Annotated in this window: 11 protein-coding genes; 6 read left to right on the top strand and 5 right to left on the bottom strand. The window is 75.1% G+C overall.

Features of this window, described 5'->3' with window-relative positions:
- Positions 1-117: 117 nt before the first annotated feature.
- On the top strand, positions 118-1,140 hold the full coding sequence (locus tag ACI78V_RS09705; RefSeq protein ID WP_456850682.1) for a zinc-dependent alcohol dehydrogenase family protein: 1,023 nt from the start codon (positions 118-120) through the stop codon (positions 1,138-1,140).
- A 143-nt stretch (positions 1,141-1,283) separates the two neighbouring features.
- The gene (locus ACI78V_RS09700; RefSeq protein WP_456850680.1) at positions 1,284-2,324 is read left to right on the top strand and encodes an NAD(P)-dependent alcohol dehydrogenase; all 1,041 of its coding nucleotides are present in this window, start codon (positions 1,284-1,286) and stop codon (positions 2,322-2,324) included.
- Between the two features lie 434 nt (positions 2,325-2,758).
- Here ACI78V_RS09700 and ACI78V_RS09695 read toward each other — a convergent pair whose 3' ends face one another.
- The 4 genes from ACI78V_RS09695 to ACI78V_RS09680 form a co-directional block, all read right to left on the bottom strand.
- Positions 2,759-3,406: a cysteine hydrolase family protein gene (locus ACI78V_RS09695; protein ID WP_456850679.1), complete on the bottom strand. Its 648-nt coding sequence runs from the start codon at positions 3,404-3,406 to the stop codon at positions 2,759-2,761.
- A gap of 223 nt (positions 3,407-3,629) precedes the next feature.
- Positions 3,630-5,327, bottom strand: coding sequence for a (2,3-dihydroxybenzoyl)adenylate synthase (locus ACI78V_RS09690; protein ID WP_456850678.1), 1,698 nt, complete (start codon positions 5,325-5,327; stop codon positions 3,630-3,632).
- Positions 5,324-7,375 (bottom strand): acetate--CoA ligase family protein, encoded by a 2,052-nt coding sequence (locus ACI78V_RS09685; protein WP_456850677.1) that lies wholly within the window; start codon positions 7,373-7,375, stop codon positions 5,324-5,326. Before ACI78V_RS09685 ends, ACI78V_RS09690 begins: the two co-directional genes overlap by 4 nt.
- The gene (locus ACI78V_RS09680) at positions 7,372-8,964 is read right to left on the bottom strand and encodes an FAD-dependent monooxygenase (RefSeq protein ID WP_456850675.1); all 1,593 of its coding nucleotides are present in this window, start codon (positions 8,962-8,964) and stop codon (positions 7,372-7,374) included. The genes ACI78V_RS09685 and ACI78V_RS09680 overlap by 4 nt, the downstream gene beginning before the upstream one ends.
- A 225-nt stretch (positions 8,965-9,189) precedes the next feature.
- On the opposite strand from ACI78V_RS09680, the gene ACI78V_RS09675 reads away from it, so the two are divergent.
- Entirely contained in the window at positions 9,190-9,993 is an 804-nt protein-coding gene (locus ACI78V_RS09675; RefSeq protein WP_456850674.1) for a PaaX family transcriptional regulator, read from the top strand.
- A 167-nt stretch (positions 9,994-10,160) separates the two neighbouring features.
- A complete protein-coding gene (serA, locus tag ACI78V_RS09670; protein ID WP_456850672.1) occupies positions 10,161-11,366 on the top strand; it encodes a phosphoglycerate dehydrogenase in 1,206 nt (401 codons plus the stop codon).
- Positions 11,367-11,499: 133 nt separating this feature from the next.
- Here the strand turns inward: serA and ACI78V_RS09665 are convergent, their stop codons facing one another.
- Entirely contained in the window at positions 11,500-12,756 is a 1,257-nt protein-coding gene (locus tag ACI78V_RS09665) for an FAD-dependent oxidoreductase (RefSeq protein ID WP_456850670.1), read from the bottom strand.
- 74 nt (positions 12,757-12,830) lie between these two features.
- On the opposite strand from ACI78V_RS09665, the gene ACI78V_RS09660 reads away from it, so the two are divergent.
- Positions 12,831-15,581: a helix-turn-helix transcriptional regulator gene (locus ACI78V_RS09660; protein WP_456850669.1), complete on the top strand. Its 2,751-nt coding sequence runs from the start codon at positions 12,831-12,833 to the stop codon at positions 15,579-15,581.
- 256 nt (positions 15,582-15,837) lie between these two features.
- The gene (locus tag ACI78V_RS09655; protein WP_456850667.1) at positions 15,838-17,808 is read left to right on the top strand and encodes a BCCT family transporter; all 1,971 of its coding nucleotides are present in this window, start codon (positions 15,838-15,840) and stop codon (positions 17,806-17,808) included.
- The last annotated feature ends 146 nt before the right edge of the window (positions 17,809-17,954 follow it).

The raw sequence follows: 17,954 nt of genomic DNA, 5'->3' as shown, positions 1-17,954 counted from the left end.
TCGGCCGGGCCCGGGGAGGGGGGTGGAGCCGCTACCCCCACAAACGCGACTCCCCGCGCCCGCCTCCGGCGGGGTTCGGTGGAGGGGACAGCACACCACTCCCGAAGGAGCAGCGTCTTGCGAGGAGCCGTACTCCACGCCCCCGGTGACGTCCGGGTCGAGGACCGTCCACAGCCGCGGATCGAGCAGCCCACCGACGCGGTCATCCGGGTGACCGCCGCGTGCGTGTGCGGGTCGGACCTGTGGCCCTACCGCGGCATCGAGCCGATCGACGGGCCGCGGCCGATGGGCCACGAGTACGTCGGCGTGGTCGAGGAGGTGGGCAGCGAGGTCACCACGCTCACACCCGGCCAGTTCGTCGTCGGCTCGTTCTTCGCCTCGGACAACACCTGCGAGATCTGCCGGGCCGGGTACCAGTCCCGGTGCGTGCACGGCGAGTTCGCCAGCCCGACCGGCGCGCAGGCGGAGTTCGCCCGCATTCCGCTGGCCGACGGCACCCTGGTCGCCACCCCGGGCACGCCGGACGCCGACCTGGTCCCGAGCCTGCTGGCCGCCTCCGACGTGCTGGGCACCGGCTGGTTCGGCGCGGTCGCCGCCGAGGCGGGGCCGGGCAGGACCGTCGCCGTCGTCGGTGACGGCGCCGTCGGCCTGCTCGGGGTGCTGGCCGCCAGGCAGCTGGGGGCGGAGCGGATCATCGCCTTCAGCCGGCACGAGCCCCGCCAGGCCCTGGCCCGCGAGTTCGGGGCCACCGACATCGTCACCTCACGCGGCGACGAGGGCGTGGCCGAGGTCCGGGAGCTCACCGGTGGCCTGGGCGCGCACTCGGTCATCGAGGCCGTCGGCACCCAGGAGTCGATGCTGCAGGCCATCCGCGCCACCCGACCCGGCGGGCACGTCGGCTACGTCGGCGTCTCCCACGACGTGCAGCTGCCCGGCGAGGAGCTGTTCTTCTCCGGCGTCCACCTGCACGGCGGGCCCGCGCCGGTGCGCCGCTTCCTGCCCGACCTGATCAGCCTGATCTGGAACCGGGCCATCGACCCGGGCCGGGTCTTCGACCTCGAGCTGCCGCTGGAGCAGGCCGCCGAGGGCTACCGGGCGATGGACGAGCGGCGCGCGATCAAGGCGCTGCTGCGCCCCTGAGCACACCGTCACGGCAGGCCGTCGCTCCCGCGTGCTGCGGGAGGGACGTGCCGGCCGTGCCCACCGGCACCTGACGCCCACCACGCGGCCGCCCCGGCCGTCGACCGACACCCACCCCCACCATCGACGAGGAGCACCTCCCCGTGCGCGTTCCCGCCTACGCCGCCCCTTCCGCCGGCGAGCCCCTGGCCCCGACCACCATCGAGCGCCGTGCCGTCGGCCCGAACGACGTCCTCATCGCCGTCGAGTACGCCGGCGTCTGCCACTCCGACATCCACACCGTCAACGGCGACTGGGGGCCGCAGCCCTTCCCCGTCGTCCCCGGCCACGAGATCGTCGGCGTCGTCACCGAGGTCGGGGCCGACGTCACCACCCACCGGGTCGGCGACCGCGTCGGCGTCGGCTGCATGGTGGACTCCTGCGGCGAGTGCGCCAACTGCCGCACCGGCGACGAGCAGTACTGCCTGGACGGCATGGTCCCCACCTACGCCGGCACCGACCGCGACGGCACCACCACCCAGGGCGGCTACTCCACCCACGTCGTCGTGGACGCCGGCTTCGTGCTGCGCGTCCCCCACGGCGTCGACCCCGCCGCGGCCGCGCCCCTGCTGTGCGCCGGCATCACCACCTACTCGCCGCTGCGCCGCTGGGGCGCCGGGCCGGGCAGGCGGGTCGCCGTCGTCGGCCTCGGCGGGCTGGGCCACCTGGCCGTCAAGATCGCGCACGCGATGGGCGCCGAGGTGACGGTGCTGTCGCAGTCGCTGAAGAAGCAGGAGGACGGCCTGCGGCTGGGCGCCGACTCCTACTTCGCCACGAGCGACCCGGACACGTTTCCCCGGCTGGCCGGCCGGTTCGACCTCGTCCTCAACACCGTCAGCGCCTCGATCGACGTCGACGCCCACCTGTCGCTGCTGGCGGTGGACGGCGCGCTGGTCAACGTGGGTGCCCCGGGCGAGCCGCTGAGCCTGGACGTCATGTCGCTGATCGGCGGGCGCCGCACGTACGCCGGCTCGATGATCGGCGGCATCGCCGAGACCCAGGAGATGCTGGACTTCTGCGCGCAGCACGGCATCGGCGCCGAGGTCGAGGTCATCCCCGCCGACCGGGTCAACGAGGCCTACGAGCGGGTGCTGGCCTCCGACGTCCGCTACCGGTTCGTCATCGACGCCGCCACCCTGCGGTGACCGCGGGCCACCTGACCCGCCCGGCCGGGCCGGCGGCACCGCCCGCCGGCCCGGCCGGTGACGGTGGGCCGCCGGCGCGGCTCCCGTTCGTCGTGTACGTGCTGGCCGTCGGCACGTTCCTCATGCTCACCACCGAGTTCGTCGTCGCGGGCCTGCTCCCGGAGATCGCCGGCGACCTGCAGGTGAGCGTGGCCCGGGCCGGGCTGCTCATCACGGTGCTCGCGGTCGGCATGATCGTCGGGGCACCGGCGATGGCGCTGCTGACCCGGCGGCAGCCGCCCGGCGCTGCGGCCGGGACGGGGGCCTGCGGTCGCCGCGCCGGCCGGACGGAGGGCACGGCGCCCGGCGGGCGCGGAGCGGGAGGGCACCAGGGAGGTGGCGCCGCCGCCGTGCCCGGTCACCGCACGGCGGCGGGCACCACGCGCGCGGTGCGCCTACTCGGCAGCGGGGCCCGTCACGAGCCGTCGGAACTCCTCCGCGGTCATCACGTGGGCGGTGGAGAACGCGAGGATGGACAGCGTGGCCCGGTGGACGTCGTCGGCGGACATGGCACCCCAGCCGACGTCCGGGTAGTCGAAGGTCCCCGTGGCGTCGGACAGGAACGCCACCTTGTAGTTGTGGAACATGGCGTCGCGCGCGGTCGCGTGGCAGCAGTTCTCCGTGGTCGTCCCGGAGACCACCACCGAGTCGATCCCCCACTCGCGGAGGATCAGGTCCAGGTCGGTCGCGAAGAAGCCGCTGTACCGGTGCTTCTTGATCACGTGCTCACCGGGCGCCGGTGCCAGCGCCGGGAAGATCTCGGAGCCGGGCGTGCCGTCGACGAGCGCGGCCCGCTGGTCGATCGGCGGGTAGAGATCGTCGTACAGCCCCATGTCGGAGCCGTCCTCGCGGTGGACGTGGGCGGTGTAGATGACCCGGATCCCGTTGTCCCGGCAGAACGCCAGCGTCTGCGCGAGCTCGTCGGCCATGGCGAGGGCCTGCTTGGACTGCAGTGCCGCCCCTTCGGCGACGAAGTCGTTCTGCATGTCCACGACGATCATCGCCGTCCGGGCGGGGTCGATGCGGTCGAAGGTGTAGGGCACGGCGACCTCCGGGTGAGGTGGGACGAGGGACGCGGCCGGTCGGCCGCCGGGAACGGATCAGCTCCGATGTGTCATGTCGACATCGGACGTCGTCAGTGTGACACCTGGAGGCGGAGGAGGGACACCCCCCGGCGGCAGGGTCCTGCTCCGCGGCAGAGCCGTGACCGCATCCCGGCCGGTCCCGTCGACCGCGGTCGACGGGACCGGGAACCCCGTCGCCGCGTCATGACACGGGGTCCTGTCGCGCGGTCAGACGCGCGGCGATGTCCTCCCGCAGCGCCTTCTTGTCGATCTTGCCGACCTTGGTGGTGCGCAGTTCGTCGACGATCTCGAGGTGCTCGGGCCACGTGAAGGTGGCGACGCCGGCCGCGGCGAGGGCCCGGCGGACGTCGTCGAGGGTGAGGGTGGTGCCGGGCTTGAGGACGGCGTAGAGGCAGACTCGCTCGCCGAGCTGGGGGTCGGGCATGGCCACGGCGGCGACGTGGGCGACCTGGGGGAGGAGCTGGTAGGCGAGGTTCTCCACCTCCTCGGCGCTGATCTTCTCGCCGCCGCGGTTGATCATGTCCTTGTCGCGGCCCTCGACGACCAGGTTGCCGTCGGGCCGCCGCCGGACGACGTCGCCGCTGCGGTACCAGCCGTCGGCGGTGAAGGCGCGCGCGTTCTGCTCCGCGGCGCGGTAGTAGCCGCGCGGGGTGTAGGGCCCGCGGGTGAGCAGGGCGCCGGGCGTGCCGTCGGGCACGTCCCGGTCCAGCTCGTCGACGACGCGGACCTCGTCGCCCTCGCTCAGGGGCCGGCCCTGGGTGGTGCAGACGACGTCCTCGGGGTCGTCGAGACGGGTGTAGTTGAGCAGCCCCTCGGCCATGCCGAACACCTGCTGCAGGGTGCAGCCGAGAACCGGGCGGACGGTGCGGGCGATCTCGTCGGCCAGCCGGGCGCCGCCGACCTGCAGCAGCCGCAGCGACCGCAGCTGCTCGGCACCGTTCTCGCCGGCGTGGGCGAGCCAGCGCTGGGCGACCGCCGGCACCGCGGCGGTGACGGTGACGCCCTCGGCGTCGATGGTGGCGAAGGCCCGCTCGGGCTCGGGGGAGGGCAGCATGACCACCGTCCCGCCGCTCAGGAGGGCGCCGAGGATGCCCGGGCAGGCCAGCGGGAAGTTGTGCGAGGCGGGCAGCGACACCAGGTAGACCGAGTCCGGGCCGAGCCCGCAGAGCTCGGCGCTGGCCCGGGCGTTGTAGGCGTAGTCGTCGTGGGTCCGCGCGATCAGCTTCGGCAGACCCGTCGTGCCGCCGGAGAGCAGGAAGACGGCCACCGACCGGCTGGCGGGCTGGTCGGCGTCCCACCGCGCGCGGACCGCGGCCGGGTCGTCGGGCTCGGCGCACAGGGCGGTGAGGTCCACGTGGCCGGGCCGCACCGGGTCGCCGACCACCAGGACGTGCTCCAGGGTGTCCGATCCGGCGCGCAGCTCCTCGGCCATCTCGGCGTGGTCGAACCCGCGCAGCGTGGCCGGCACCACGAGCGCCGCCGACGCGCTGTGCGCGGCCAGGTGGCCGAGCTCGTGCTGCCGGTGGGCCGGCAGGGCCATCACCGGCACGATCCCGGCGCGCAGGCAGGCCACGGTGAGGACGACGAACTGCCAGCAGTTGGGCAGCTGGACGACGATGCGGTCCTCCCGCTGCAGGCCGAGGTCGTCGACCAGCCGGCCGGCCAGGGCGTCGGCGCGCGCGGCCAGTGACCGGTGGGTCAGCCGGACGTCACCGTCGACCAGGGCGACCGCGTCGGGGTGTGCGTCGGCGGCGGCCAGCAGTTCGGTGCCCAGGGCGACCTGGCGCCACCAGCCCTTCTCGGTGTAGAGGTGCGCGAGGTCGTCGGGCCAGGGGACGACGCCCTCGGCGATGGGCGGAACGGCGCGGGTGCGGGTCATGGACGGGCCTCCTTGCCCAGGGTCAGGACGGCGTCGAGCGCGAGCAGCCCGCCGGCGGTCACGCGCAGCGGGTTGACCTCCACGGCCTCGATCTCGGGATGGCCCACGAGCAGGTCCCCGAGGGCGGCCAGCGCGCAGCCCAGGGCGGTGCGGTCGGCGACCGGGCCGCCGCGGAAGCCGTCGAGCAGGGCCCGGCCGCGCAGCTCGTCGGCCAGCTCCCCGGCTGCCTCGGGACCCAGCGGTGCCGGGGCGATGGCGACGTCGGCCAGTGCCTCGGCCACGACACCGCCCAGCCCGACGAGCACGACCGGCCCGAAGACGGGGTCGCGGGAGGCCCCCACGACGAGGTCGACGCCGGAGGGCGCCATGGACTCGACGAGGAAGCGCGTGACGCCGATCCCCTCGAGGGCGTCGAGGGCGGCATCGAGTCCGGCGGCGTCCCGGATGCCCAGGTGCACGCCGCCGACGTCGGACTTGTGGGTGACCGTGGCGTCGAGCAGCTTGACCGCGAGCGGTCCGGGCAGGTCGGCCAGGGCGCCGTGCGCCTCCGCCCGGTCGGCACAGGCCCGCCGCGGTGGCGTGGGGATGCCGAGCCGTCCGAGGAGGGTCTTGGCCTCGTCCTCGTCGAGGTCGCGGTGCGGAACGGGCACCTGCACGGGCCTCCGCTCGGTCGCACCGCTCCTGCGGCCCCGCGCGCGGGCGTCGTCGACCAGGGCCGAGACCGCGACGGTCAGCGCGGCGGGGCCGTCGAGGGCGGGCACGCCCAGCTTGCGCAGCGCCTGGCGCTGCGGCGTCACCTGCTCGGGCGGGCCGCCCAGCCCGACGACGACCGGCCCGGCGCCGGTGGCGAGCGCGCCCTCCACGGCGGCCGGGAGGTCGAGCGCGTCGGGCTCGGCGAGGGCGTAGACGCTGACGAGGTCGATGCCCGGGTCCGCGGCGACCGTGGCCAGCACCTGGCCGAAGCCGGGGCCGGGGCGGCCGGTGTCCACGGGGTTGACCTGGTAGGTGAGCGGCGGCAGCAGTTCGGCCACCGCGGTCCGCGTGGCGTCGGCCAGCGGCGGGACGGCGACCCCGCGGCCGCGCAACCCGTCGACGTGCAGCAGCGCGGGCCCGGCCTGCGCGGTGAGGACCCCGACCCCCGGGTCGATGACGGGGGACAGCCGCAGCGCCGAGAGCGCGGTGACCGCGTCGACCAGCTCGCGCTCGTCGTCGACCAGCACGGCGCCGGCGGCCCGGAGCGCGGCACGCGTGGTGCGCCAGGAGGTGGCCAGGGCGCCGGTGTGCGAGCGGGCGAACTCGGCGACGTCGTTGCGCCCGACGACGAGCGCGGCCACCGGTACCCGCGCGCTCAGGGCCCGCACCGCGGCGGTCAGCGCCGGGCCGTCGGCGACCGATTCCACGTGCAGGGCCACGGCCCGCGTGGTCTCGTCGTCGACCAGGTGGGTGAGCACGTCGGCGGCGGTGACGTCGACGGCATTGCCCAGCCCGACGGCGAGCGAGACGCCGATGTCGGCCTCGGCGAGCAGGAAGGCCAGCGCGTGGTTGACCCCGCCGCTGGCCGCGACCACCGCCACCGGGCCGGCGGGCACCGCGCCCGCACCGGGCACGAAGGTGGCGGTGAGGCCGCGCGAGAGGACGAGGAACCCGGAGGTGTTCGGCCCCAGCAGCGCGACCCCGTTGTCCCGCGCGGCAGCCAGCAGGTCCTGCTGATAGCCGACACCCGGGCCGCCGGCCTCGGCGTAGCCGCCGGAGGTGACCAGGGCCGCCCGCACGCCGGCCCGGGCCGCGTCGGCCAGGGCCTGCGCGGAGACGGCCGCGGGTACACAGAGCACCGCCAGCTCGATCGGGTCGGGGGAGGCCGCGGCGGCGTCGGCCACGGTGGCGAACCGGCCGGCCGCCGGGTCCACGTCGCGGGGGTTGACCCCCACCACGGTGCCCGGGAAGCGGCTCAGGGAGCGGGCCATGACCGCGCCCAGCTTGCCCGGGTCGCGCGAGGCCCCGACGACGGCGATCCCGCGGGGTGCGAACAGCGGGTCCAGACGGCTCACGAGCCGACCTCCTCGACGGGTGCGCCCACCAGGTCGGTGCGCCCGGAGAGCACGGCGGTGACGGCGACATCCGAAGCGAGCCCCGGGTCGACCTCCTCGACCAGCAGGCTCACCGCCCGGTGCTCGAGCCGGGCCGCCTCGCACAGCAGCCGGCGGGTCAGCGCGGTGCCGCCGCCGACCGCGACCAGGGCGGTGCCGGCGGCCACGCCCTTCGCCACGGCGTCCAGGGCGGCGGGCAACCGGTCCTCGCTGTCCGGGGCGGCCACCCACAGGCCCCAGGGGCCGCCGTCGTCGGTCGGCCCCGGCCGCAGGGGGAGCGGACCACCGGGCAGGTGGGCCGCTCCGTCGCCGACCACGACGACCCGCCCCGTCAGCCGCTGACCGGCGACCTCGAGGGGGCTGTCCAGCGGTTCGGCCCCGTGGACCGCCCGCCAGCGGTCGTGGACCCCGGCGACGAACGCGTCGTCGCGGCGGCGCAGCTTGGACTCGGGCAGGCTGCGGGTGAAGAAGTGGTAGGCGAACTGCCACGCCGGGAGGGTGTCGTGGGAGCGGCCGAAGTGCTCCCACCACGACAGGCTCGGCCGCGCGGAGTCCTGGATCTTCGCGACCTGGGGCTGCCGGATCGTCTCGTAGGTCGCCAGGGCGGCGTCGACGTCGTCCCGGTGCTCGTCGAGGGCGGCGACCAGCGCGACGGCGTCCTCCATGGCCATCTTCGTGCCGGAGCCGACCGAGAAGTGCGCGGTGTGGGCGGCGTCGCCGAGCAGCGCGATCGCGGTCCCTCCCACCCGGTGTCGCCAGCGGCGGGCGCGGCGGGTGCGGAAGTTGCCCCACCGGGAGTTGTTGACCAGCAGCGGGTGCCCGTCGATCTGCTCGGCGAACAGCTCCTGCAGGTAGGTGCGCGTCTTCTCGTCGCTGGGGCCGGGCGGCTGGGTGACGTCGAACTCGTCCAGCCCCGCGGCGCGCCAGGTGTCCTCGTCGGTCTCGACGATGAACGTGGACACACCGTCGCCGATCGGGTAGCCGTGGACGGCGAAGACCCCGTGCGGGCCGCGCTCGTGCACGAACGTCAGCCCCTCGAAGGGGTACGTGGTGCCCAGCCAGACGAACTTCGCGGTCGCGGTCTCGGCGGTCGGGCCGAAGACGTCGGCGAACCGGTCCCGCAGGCGCGAGTTGGCCCCGTCGGCGGCGACCACCAGGTCGTATCCGGCCGCCAGGAGCTCCTCGGGGTCGACCTCGGTGGAGAACCGGACGTCGACGCCGGCCTCGACCGCCCGCCGCTGCAGCAGGTCGAGCAGCGTCCTCCGCTCGACGGCGGCCATCCCGTTGCCGTGGCACAGGAATCGCTCGCCGTGCAGTCGCAGCTCGATCGGGTCCCAGTGCACGCCGTGCTCGGCCAGTGCGTCCCGGACGACCGGGTCTGCCGCGTGGATGCCCTCCAGCGTGGCGTCGGAGAACACGACCCCGAAGCCGAACGTGTCCTGGGCACGGTTGCGCTCGAAGACGGTGACCTCGCGATCGGGTGCGCCGGCCTTCGCGAGAGTGGCGGCGAACAGGCCCCCGGGACCACCGCCCAGTACCGCTACGCGCATCGTGCGTCCCCCTCGCGCCCTGGTGTGTCACAATATCCGTCGAGCAGCGTGAGATTGACACAGGTTGCGCCACGGGGGCAACCCGCCACCGGCAGCCGGCCGGGTCGAGCAGATCCGGGTGCCGCACCGGGTGCGTGTCGCAGCCCCGTAGCGCCGGCGTGGTGTCCCGGTCGGACAATCGGGAGGAGTGGCCAGACCGGTCGCCGCGCGCACGATGGGAGCTGGATGAGACCGCGGTCCGTCGTCTTCGACCTGTTCGGGGACCACCTGCGCTACCACGGCGGCGCCGCGCGGATCCAGGCGCTGGTCGACCTGCTGGGGGTCTTCGACGTCGGGGAGCCGACCGCCCGCATCGTCCTGGCCCGCATGCGGAAGGAGGGGTGGTTCGACACCCACCGGGAGGGCCGTCACGCCGTCTACACGTTGACGGACAAGGCCTGGCAGCTGCTGGACGAGGGGCGCACCAGGATCTTCGAGCGCGCGCACCCGCCGTGGGACGGCCAGTGGCGCATGGTCATCTACGCGGTCTCCGAGCAGGACCGAGCCGAGCGGGAGCGGTTGCGGCGCACCCTCTCCTGGCTGGGTTTCGGGCCGCTGGCGACGGCGACGTGGCTCAGCCCGCACGAGCGGCTCGACGAGGTGGAGCGCGCCCTGCCGGACACGTCGGCACGGCTGGACCTGCTGACCTGCCGTTCCCGTGACCGGGCGACCGACCTGGACATGGTCGAGCGCTGCTGGGACCTCAAGGCGCTCGGCCGCGACTACCAGGACCTCGTCACCCGCCTGGAGGAGCTGCCCCCGACCTCCGAGCTCGCCACCCTGCCCGGTCAGGACGCACTCCGACTGCGGATCGAGCTGGTCTCCGGCTACCGGCACTTCCCCTTCCGGGACCCCGACCTGCCGGCCGAGCTGCTGCCGGAGGACTGGCCCGGTCGCCGCGCGCACGAGCTGTTCGTCGCGGCGCACGAGGCGCTGGCGCAACCGGCCGACGCGTTCGTGACGGCGGTGCTGGGCCGGCACGATCCCTGAGCCCGGCGGCACGCCCGGGGGTGTCCGGCGCCGCGCCCCGACCCCCGCCTGGGCGGAACCCGACACATCCACGTCCCCTAGCCTGGAGCGGAGTCCGCCGGTCCGGCCCCCGCGCTCGCGACGTCGAGGAACGGCGGCACCGCATTCCTCGAGGAGATCAGACCGACATGCCCAGAGCTCTGCTGCTGGAGAACATCGACCCGGTGGCGGTGGAGCTGCTGTCCTCGGCTGGTTACGAGGTGGAGTCGCTGCGGGGAGCGCTGGACGAGGCCGACCTGACCGCCGCGCTGGACGGCGTCCACCTGCTGGGCATCCGGTCGAAGACGCAGGTGACCGCCGACGTGCTGGAGGCCCAGCCGCACCTGGCGGCCGTGGGCGCCTTCTGCATCGGCACCAACCAGATCGACCTGGTCGGGGCGGCCGCGGCGGGGGTGGCGGTGTTCAACGCGCCGTACTCCAACACCCGCAGCGTGGTGGAGCTGGCGATCGCGGAGATCATCAGCCTGGCCCGTCGGCTGGTCGACCGGGACCGCGCGCTGCACGCCGGGACCTGGGACAAGTCGGCCAAGGGCAGCCACGAGATCCGGGGGCGGACCCTGGGCATCGTGGGCTACGGCAACATCGGCAGCCAGCTGTCGGTGCTGGCCGAGGCGCTGGGCATGCGGGTGCTGTTCTACGACTTGGAGGACAAGCTCGCCCTGGGCAACGCGGAGGCCTGCGGCAGCCTGGAGGAGCTGCTCGAGCGCGCGGAGACCGTGACGTTGCACGTCGACGGGCGGGCCGGCAACGCGGGGCTGTTCGGCGCCGAGCAGTTCGCCCGGATGCGCCGGCGCAGCCTGTTCCTCAACCTCTCCCGCGGGTTCGTCGTCGACCACCGGGCGCTGCGCGAGCACATCGAGAGCGGCCACATCGCGGGCGCGGCCGTCGACGTCTTCCCCGACGAGCCGCGCGAGCAGGGGGACCCGTTCGACTCGGTGCTGCGCGGGCTGCCCAACGTCATCCTCACCCCGCACGTCGGCGGGTCGACCCAGGAGGCCCAGTACGACATCGGGCGGTTCGTCGCCGGCAAGCTGGCCGACTACTGCCGCACCGGGACGACGACGCTGAGCGTGAACCTGCCCGCGGTGGCCCTGCACGGGTCTTCGGCGGCCCGGTTCGCGCTGCTGCACCGCAACGTCCCCGGCGTGCTGGCGCGGGTCGACGCGCTGGTCGGCGAGCACGGCCTCAACGTCGACGGTCAGGTGCTGGCCACCCGCGGCGAGCTCGGCTACGTCGTCACCGACGTCAGCGGCGACATGCCCCCTGCCCTGCTCGCCGCCCTGGAGGCGCTGCCCGAGACCGTGCGCCTGACGACGTTGCCCCAGCGCCCCTGAGCCCGGGTCCCCGGGTGCGACCGGAGCAGGAGCAGAGCGGTGCGCCGCTCCGGGGGCTCCGGTGGGCGAGGAGCCGCACCGGCGGGTGGCGGAGGACCGGGTCTCGCGTTCCCCTCACCCTCCGTTGCCGCGGTCACCACCACAGCGGACCCCAGCGACGTGCCTCTGCCCGGACCCGGGACCAGGGGACCTCCGCGATCTTGGCCCGGCCGATGACGTTGGCGCCCCAGCGCATCGTCACGTTGGCCCGCACCGTGTGCAGCCGGTTCTCGAAGAGCATCTTCTCGCTGATCCAGGAGATGGCGTCCAGTTCCGGCTTCCACGCCGCGCTGTAGCCCGCCGCCGCGACGGCCAGGGAGGCGGCGCCGGGTCCGGCTGCGCCGATGCACCGGTCGAGCTCGATGGCCCCCTCCATGGCGGCGTTGACGCCCTGGCCGATCGGGGGGAAGGGCCCGGCGGCGTCGCCCAGCAGGACGGCCCGGCCGCCGGCCAGCCGGGAGCACGTCAGTCTCTGGCCGATGTGGTGGCTGGTCCGGCCGGCGAACGCGGTGACGGCCGCGTCGCTGGCGAGGTCCAGCACGCGAGGACAGTGCTGCCGGAGGTAGGCGCGGGCCGCGCCGACCGAGGAGAACGACAGCGGCCGGCGGGTGCCGATCGCGCAGAACCAGCGCGGGCCGTCGGACTCCTCGTCGCCCGGGATCGCACCGGCGACGCAGAAGGGCCGGGTCGCCAGTGCCTGGAGGCGGGTCTCGTCGAGTTGGTCGCTGAGCCGGTCGAGCGCGATCATCGTCACGTGGTTGGGCAGCGACTTCTTGGCCACGGTGAAGCCGGGCACCTGCCGCTGCATCGCCTGGCGGACCACCGAGCCGGCCCCGTCCGCCCCGACGACCAGGTCGAACTGTCGCGTCACCGGCTCCCCGCCCGGCGCCGTGGCGGAGACGGCTCCGGTGCGGACGTCGACATGGGTCACGCGGCAGCCGTACTCGACCTCGACGGCGTCCCGGTGGCGGTCGGTCACCACCGCGGTGAGCGCCCGGAGGATGTCGCCGCGCGAGCCGGTCCACCCTGGTCCCGGCCAGTCCTCCACCACCCGGCCGGCGTACTGGATGCCCCGGAACGGGAGCAGGCGGGCGTCGAAGTACCCGGTGGCGTCGATGTGCCGCAGGGCCCGCAGGCCGTGCCCGGTGATGTCGATGGTGTAGGAGCGGTCGGGGTTGAACCGCGGGGTCAGCTCCGGGTGCCCGTCGCGCTCCAGGACGGTCGTCCGGATCCCGCGCCGCGCCAGCGCGATGGCCGCCACCAAGCCCGCGGGGCCGCCGCCGACGACGGCGATGCGGGGGAGGTCCTCGTGCTCCCGTGCCCCGGGTTCCTCGTCGGCGTGGTCGGACATGGCCGGCTCCCCTCGTCCCTCCCTGGACCTGTGCCGGTGGTCAGGGTGGTCGGCCGGGAGCCGCGGTCGCATCCATGACCTCCCCAGTGCTGCAGCACCAGCCCGGTCGGCTGCTGCTCGGCCGGAGGTCCGAGCGCATGCGCCTCGACGACGCGCTCGCGGGTGCGCGGACGTCGCGCAGCCAGGTGCTGGTCGTCCGCGGCGAGCCGGGGGTCGGGAAGTCGGCGCTGCTCTCCTGGGCCGCGCAGCAGGCCGGGACCGCCCGCTGTCTGCGGGCCGCGGGTGTGGGATCCGAGCTCGACCTCCCGTTCGCCGTGCTGCACCAGCTGCTCCTCCCGGTGGTCGACCGGATCGAGGCGCTGCCCCCGGTGCAGGCCGATGCCCTTCGCGGGGCGCTGGGCCTGGGGCCGGCACGGGGCGGCGACCGGTTCCTGGTGGCGGTGGGCGTGCTGTCGCTGCTGGCCGAGGTGGCGGTGGAGTCCGGCGTGGTCTGCCTGGTCGACGACGCGCAGTGGGCGGACCCCGCGTCGGTGGGGGCGTTGGTGTTCGCGGCCCGGCGGCTCGAGGCCGAGGGTGTCGTGCTGATCGCCGCGACCCGCGCCCCGGGAGGGGACGCGTTCGCCGCCGCGGGGCTGCCGGAGCTCGTGCTCGGGGGCCTGGACCCGCAGGCGGCCGATGCCCTGGTCGCCGCACGGGCGCCCACGGCGGCCGAGCCGGTCCGTCGGCGGCTGGTGGAGGGCACCGGCGGGAACCCGCTGGCGCTGGTCGAGCTGCCCGGGGTGCTGACGCCCGGACAGCTGGCCGGGCTGGAGCCCCTGCCCGACCCGCTGCCGGTCGGCACCGGCATCGAGCGGGTCTTCGCCGACCTGGCCGCGCAGCTGCCGGTGCCCACCCGCCGGCTGCTGGTCCTGGCGGCCGCGGACGACACCGGACGGCTCGACGTGATCGGTCGTGCGGCCGCCGTGTGCGGCCTGGACACGGCCGACCTCGCCACCGCCGAGGCGCGGGGCCTGGTGCGGGTCACCGGCGACCGGGTGGAGTTCCGCCATCCGCTGGTGCGCTCGGCCGTGTACCAGGATGCCGGTCACGCCGGGCGGCAGGCAGCGCACCGCGGCCTGGCGGCGGCGCTCGACGGTGCCGAGGACGTCGACCGCCGGGCCTGGCACCTCGCGGCGGCGGCGGTGGCGCCCGACGACGCCGTGGCCGACCTCCTGGAGTCGTCGGCCCAGCGGGCACGGGCCCGGTCCGGGCCGGCCGCGGCCGCGGCCGCCCTCCGCCGGGCCGCGACGCTCACCGGGGCGCCCGACCGGCGTGGCCGGCGGCTCGTGGCGGCGGCCGAGGCGAGCTGGGCCGCCGGTTGGCCCGCCCGCGCCCTCCAGCTGCTGGACGAGGGGGGACCGCTGCTCCGGGACCCGGACCAGCGGGCGTCCCTCCGCGGCCTGCGCGGGCTGATCGAGCTCAGCGGCGGATCGCCCGACACCGCCTACCCGCTCCTCGTCGCCGCGGCGCAGGAGGCCGCAGACCGGTCCGCTGCCCTGGCGCACCTCGCACTCGCAGGTGAGGCCGCCTCGCTCGCCGGTGGTGAGCGGGCCGTCGAGCTCGGCCGCCTGGTCGGACAGCTCGTGCCGGGGGCCGCGGGTGACGGGGAGCCGGTGGTCGACCTGCTGACCGGGGTCGCCGACCTCTGCGCGGGGGAGTGGGGGGACGGCACCGCCCGGTTGCGCCGGGTCGTGAGCCGAGCCGGGCAGGCCGAGGATCCCCTGACGCTGCTGCGCGCCGGACAGGCGGCCCTGCTGGTCGGTGACGAGGTCGCGGCCCGCCGCTTCTACCTGCGGGCGCAGGCGACGGTGCGCCGGACCGGGACGATCGGTCTGCTGGCCACGACGCTCAACCGGCTCGCCTTCTCCTACGCGCAGTCCGGGCTGCTCGACGACGCCGTGACGACGTGTCAGGAGGGTCTCCGGCTCGCCCGCGAGCTGGGTCAACAGTCGGCCACGGCCGACGTCGTGCTCGCCCTCGTCGCCGCCTGGCGTGGCGACGAGGAGTCGTGCCGGCGGCACGTCCGAGACGCGACGGCGCAGGCGGAGGCGCATCGGCTGGGGGCCGTCGGGGCCGGGGCGTCGTGGGCGCTCGGCCTGCTCGAGCTCGGTCTCGGCCGGCCGGAGGAGGCGCTCGTGCGACTCGCTCCTGTGGTGGCCCGTCGGGGGCTGAGCCACCCGGGAGTGGCGCTGTGGGCGACCCCCGACCTGGTCGAGGCCGCGGCACGGGCCGGTCGTCCCGAGGACGGGCGCGCTGCGCTGCAGCGGTTCGGCGGCTGGGCCCGGCGCGCCGGGACGCCCTGGGGGCTCGCCCTCGCCCGCCGGGGCGCCGCGCAGCTCGCGGGCGGCGACCCGGTCGGCTACGAGGAGGCGCTGGAGCAACACGACGCGGCGACCCGGCCCCTCGACGAGGCCCGTACCCGGCTGTCCTACGGCGAGACGCTGCGGCGGCTGCGGCGCAGGGTGGACGCCCGGGTCGCACTGCGCGCGGCCGCGGAGGCCTTCGACCGCGTGGGCGCGGTGCCGTGGGCGGACCGGGCGCTCGCGGAGCTCCGTGCCACAGGGGAGACCCTCGGCCGGCGGCAGGCCACCGACTGGGCCCGCCTCACGCCGCAGGAGCTGCAGATCGCGCGGCTGGCCGCAGGCGGCGCCTCCAACCCCGAGATCGCCGTGCAGCTGTTCCTCTCCCGCAAGACCGTGGAGTACCACCTGCACAAGGTGTTCACCAAGCTGGGCCTCGGCGGGAGGAGCGAGCTCGTCCGGGCGGTGACGTCCCACGACCTCTGAGGTGGGCAGTGCCGTCGGCAGGCCGAGAGCCTGTCCCGGGCAGGGCGGGGGACGCGTGCCCCCGGCCGGAGACCGGGCCCGAGGTGCCGCGGCGGGACCGGCGATCAGAACGGGCATCTCGTGGCCCCCGCAGCACACGCCGTCCCGTGGTGCCGGGGTGTGTGGAGAATCACTTCGGGCCCTTGTTCTGGGACAGCGCCTCTGGTTCCCTCTTGCGAAGTGAGTCTCGAATGACGCAACACGATTGGGGAGTGTCATGGAGCAACCGCGCCGCGAGCACGGCTCGCGCCCGCACCCGCTGAGCGAGGCGCTGGACGTGGGCGCCGATCCGACCCCTGTCGACGGCGCCGGCGTGGCGGGGGAGGAGCGCTCGGTCCCGGCGACGGGGGTGTCGGCCACCGGGACCCACCCCGCCATCGCGGAGCCGCCACCCTGCGTCGCCGACCGCCACTGGGCCGTGGACCGGGTGCTGTTCGCCGTCGCCGCGGCCATGGCGCTGGGTTTCGTGGTGTGGGGCTTCGCGACGCCCACGGGGCTGGGCACGGTGAGCGGGTCGGTCCTCGGCTGGGTCACCGGGAACCTCGGCTGGCTGTTCGTGCTCCTGGCGTCGGCGTTCGTCATCTACGTGATCTGGCTGGCTGCCAGCAAGTACGGGCGGATCCCGCTGGGGCGCGATGACGAACGGCCGGAGTTCCGCACGATCTCCTGGATCGCGATGATGTTCAGCGCCGGCATGGGCATCGGCCTGATGTTCTTCGGCGTCGCCGAGCCGCTGTCGCACTTCGTCGCCCCGCCGCCGCTCACGACCGAGGCCGAGTCGTCCGAGGCCATCCAGACGGCGATGGCCACCACGCTGTTCCACTGGACGCTGCACCCGTGGGCGCTGTACGCCGTCGTCGGCCTGGCCATCGCCTACGGGACCTTCCGGCGCGGCCGCCGGCAGCTGATCAGCTCCGCCTTCATCCCGCTGCTGGGCGAGCGGCGGGCCACCGGCCCGGCCGGCCGGGTCATCGACGTCCTGGCCATCTTCGCGACGCTGTTCGGGTCGGCGGCCTCCCTCGGCCTGGGTGCCCTGCAGATCGGCAGCGGGGTGGAGATCCTCGGCTGGGCCGGGGACGTCGGCAACGGCGTCCTGGTCGCGATCATCGCGGTGCTGACCGCGGCGTTCGTCGCCTCCGCCGTCTCGGGCATCGCCAAGGGCATCCAGTGGCTGTCCAACACCAACATGGTCCTGGCCCTGGTGCTCGCCCTGTTCGTCTTCCTCGCGGGGCCGACGATCTTCATCCTCAACCTCATCCCCGACGCGGTCGGCAGCTACTTCTCCGACCTCGGCGAGATGGCCGCGCGCACCGAGGCCACCGGCGGCGACCCGATGGCCGCCTGGCTGCGCGGCTGGACGGTCTTCTACTGGGCCTGGTGGATCAGCTGGACGCCGTTCGTCGGGCTGTTCATCGCGCGCATCAGCCGCGGCCGCACCATCCGCCAGTTCGTCACCGGCGTGCTCCTGGTGCCCAGCCTGGTCAGCCTGCTGTGGTTCGCCGTCTTCGGTGGGGCCGGGATCGCCGCCCAGCGCGACGGCGCCGACGTCGCCGGCCAGGGCACCACCGAGGGGCAGCTGTTCGCCGTCCTGGGCCAGTACCCGCTGGCCACCGCCGCGACCGTGCTCGTGATGGTCCTCGTGGCGATCTTCTTCGTGTCCGGCGCGGACGCCGCCTCGATCGTCATGGGGTCGCTCTCCCAGCGCGGCACCCTGGAGCCGAGCCGCTGGGTCGTCGTCTTCTGGGGCGTGGTGATGGGCTCGGTCGCCGCGATCATGCTCCTCCTGGGCGAGGACGGTGCGGCCCTGACCGGCCTGCAGAACCTGACCATCATCGCGGCCCTGCCGTTCGCCCTCGTGATGGCGGCGATGGCGGTGAGTCTGGTCAAGGACCTCCGCCGCGACCCGATCGTGCTGCGTGGCAACTACGCCACCCTGGCGATCGAGCAGGCCGTCGTCGACGGCATCAGCCGCCACGGCGACGACTTCGTCCTGGTCGTGGAGAAGACCCCGGGATCACCGTCGGACGCCGCGACGCAGCCGACCCCGGCGGGCCCGGAGGCCGAGGGCCCGGTGTCGATCACCCCCAACGGCAACTTCGTGTCGCCGCCTGCCGGCGGCGCCGCCGTCCCCGCGCAGGGTCAGGCCAAGGCGGAGACCGTCGGCCGCCCGCAGGACCCGCGCGACTAGGCCCGGGGCCCCGCCCCCCCCCCCCCCCCGCGGGGGGGGGGGCCGCCGCGGGGCGGGGGGCCCCGACGCTCGACACCGCCGGACTGGACCTGCCGCCGGCGCTCGCCGTCGTGAGCGCGCACCGCCGCCTGCGCGGCCCGTACACG

This window comes from Geodermatophilus sp. SYSU D00742, assembly GCF_054049935.1.
The sequence above is the reverse complement of the archived record's forward strand: the minus strand, read 5'-3'. Positions and strand labels throughout refer to the sequence as shown.